The 2693-nt window shown below is 64.0% G+C and carries 2 protein-coding genes; both read left to right on the forward strand.

The annotated features are described in order from the left end of the window. Positions 1 to 547: phosphopantetheine-binding protein (locus CAG18_RS25870; protein ID WP_256573455.1), on the forward strand; the 547-nt coding region annotated here is incomplete at its 5' end. A gap of 22 nt (positions 548 to 569) precedes the next feature. After that, positions 570 to 2693, forward strand: a 2124-nt coding sequence (locus tag CAG18_RS25875; RefSeq protein ID WP_143492705.1) for a condensation domain-containing protein, incomplete at its 3' end; no start/stop codon positions are given.

Consider the following 2693-nt stretch of genomic DNA (forward strand, 5'->3'; position numbering starts at 1 on the left):
CCTGGCCCAGGACGGCCCGGGCGGCAAGCAGCTGGTGGGTTATGTGGTGCCTGCCGATGCGGTCGTGATGGCCAGCACCGAGGCCCAGGCTGCCGAGCGGGATGTGCTGCGCACTGCGCTGAAGGCGAGCTTGCCGGACTACATGGTGCCGGCCCACCTGCTGTTCCTGGCCAAACTGCCCTTGACCGCCAACGGCAAGCTGGACCGCCGTGCGCTGCCGCAACCGGATGCCAGCCAGTTGCAGCGCGCGTACCACGCGCCGCAAAGCGAACTGGAGCAACGGATCGCGGCGATCTGGGCCGATGTGCTGAAGCTGGAGCGGGTAGGCCTTGGCGACAACTTCTTCGAACTGGGTGGGCACTCCTTGCTGGCTACCCAGGTCATGGCGCGGCTACAGGTCGAGCTTGGCACGAGCCTGCCCCTGGCGTTGTTGTTCCAGGCGCAAACGCTGCAGGACTACGCAGCAATGATCAATGGCTTGAATACCCATAGCGATGCAGACCTGGATGAACTCCAGGACTTCATGAGCGAGCTTGAGGCAGTCTGAAATGCAAACGGATAACAGAAACATGGCCCTGGTGCAGCGCTTCATCGGCCTGCCGCTGCCACAGCGCAAACTCTTCCTCGAGAAACTGGCGGCGAAGGGCATGAGCCTGGCCCAGTTGCCGATCCCCGAGGTGCGCGGCGAGCATCCGTTGCCGGCGCTTTCATACGCCCAGCAACGGCAGTGGTTCCTGTGGCAATGGGAGCCCGCCAGTGCCACCTACAACATCCCGGCTGCCTTGAAGTTCAAGGGGAATCTGGATACCACAGCTCTGCAACTGGCCTTTGCGGCCTTGATCGAGCGACATGAAACGCTGCGTACCACGTTCCGTCGCGACGGTGAGCAGGCGGTGCAGGTCATTCATGCTCAAGTGCCGTTCGAGCTGGTCATCGAAGAGCAGGCAAACGCCGACGAGGCCGCTGTACGGGCCTGGGTCGAGACCGAAGCAGGGCAACCGTTCGACCTGGAGCAGGGGCCGCTGCTGCGGGCCCGGCTGCTGCGCCTGGCGGCGGACCAGCACGTGCTGGTGCTGACCCTGCACCATATCGTCGCCGACGGCTGGTCGATGCCGGTGATGGTCAATGAGCTGGTGCAGTTCTATCAAGGTTTCAGCCAGGGCCAGGTAACGCAACTGCCGGCCCTGCCGATCCAGTATGCCGACTATGCCATTTGGCAGCGTAGCTGGATGGAAGCCGGCGAGCAGGCGCGGCAGCTGGCCTACTGGACCGAACAATTGGGCGATGAGCAACCGGTGCTGGAGCTGCCGCTGGACCATCCGCGCCCGGCCATGCCGAGCCACAGAGGGGCACGGTTGCCGATCGTGCTGGGCGATGGGCTGGCCAACAACCTGAAAAGGGTTGCCCAGCAGCAGGGCGTGACGCCGTTCATGCTGCTGCTGGCCAGCTTCCAGACCCTGCTGCATCGCTACTCGGGCCAGGCTGATATCCGCGTTGGGGTACCGATTGCCAACCGCAACCGGGTCGAGACCGAGCGCCTGATCGGCTTCTTCGTCAACACCCAGGTGCTGCGGGCCGAGTTCGATGTGCAGCTGACGTTCAGCGAGCTGCTGCAACAGGTCAGGCAACGTGCCCTGGGTGCCCAGGCCCATCAGGACCTGCCGTTCGAACAGCTGGTCGATGCGCTGCAACCGGAGCGCAACCTGAGCCACAATCCGCTGTTCCAGGTGTTGTACAACCATCAGACCCAGGCCAAGGGCGAGCCCCGACGTATAGCGGGGCTGGAGATGGAGGAGTTGGCCTGGGACAACCACACCGCCAAGTTCGACCTGGCTCTGGACACATTCGAGCACGAAAAGGGCATCGGGGCTTCGTTGACGTACGCCACCGACCTGTTCGACGCCAGCACCATCGAGCGCATGGCGCGGCATTGGCTCAACCTGCTGGAAGCTATCGTGCGCCAGCCCGGGCAACGCATCAGTGAGCTGCCATTGCTGGGCGAGGACGAGCAGCAGGCCGTGCTGCGTGACTGGAACCGCAACACCGCCGCCTTCCCGGATGAACGCAGCATCCATGAGCTCATCGAGGCCCAGGTGGCCACCGCCCCCGACGCCCCGGCAGTTACCTTCGGCGAGCAGACCCTGAGCTACGACGAACTGAACCGCCGGGCCAACCAGCTGGCGCACAAGCTGATCGAGCGCGGCGTTGGCCCGGATGTGCTGGTGGGCATCGCCATGGAGCGCAGCCTGGACATGGTGGTCGGCCTGCTGGGCATTCTCAAGGCCGGTGGTGCCTATGTGCCGCTGGACCCGGAATACCCGGAAGATCGCCTCAGCTACATGTTCGCCGACAGCGGCATCACTTTATTACTGACCCAGTCGCACCTGCGTGAAGCCCTGCCGATCCCGCTTGGCCTGCACAGCCTGGATCTGGATGTCGAAGACCTGACCGGCTACAGCGATGCCAATCCGAATATCGACGTAGCCCCGCAGAACCTGGCCTACGTGATCTACACCTCCGGCTCCACCGGCAAGCCCAAGGGCACGCTGCTGCCGCACCAGAACGTGGTCCGGTTGTTCGCGGCGACCCAGGACTGGTTCCGCTTCGATGCCAGTGACGTGTGGACGGTGTTCCACTCCTACGCCTTCGACTTCTCGGTGTGGGAGCTGTTCGGCGCGCTGTTGTATGGCGGC

Origin of the sequence: Pseudomonas sp. B22(2017) (assembly GCF_002113105.1) — a bacterium.
Classification (GTDB): Bacteria; Pseudomonadota; Gammaproteobacteria; order Pseudomonadales; family Pseudomonadaceae; genus Aquipseudomonas; species Aquipseudomonas asiatica.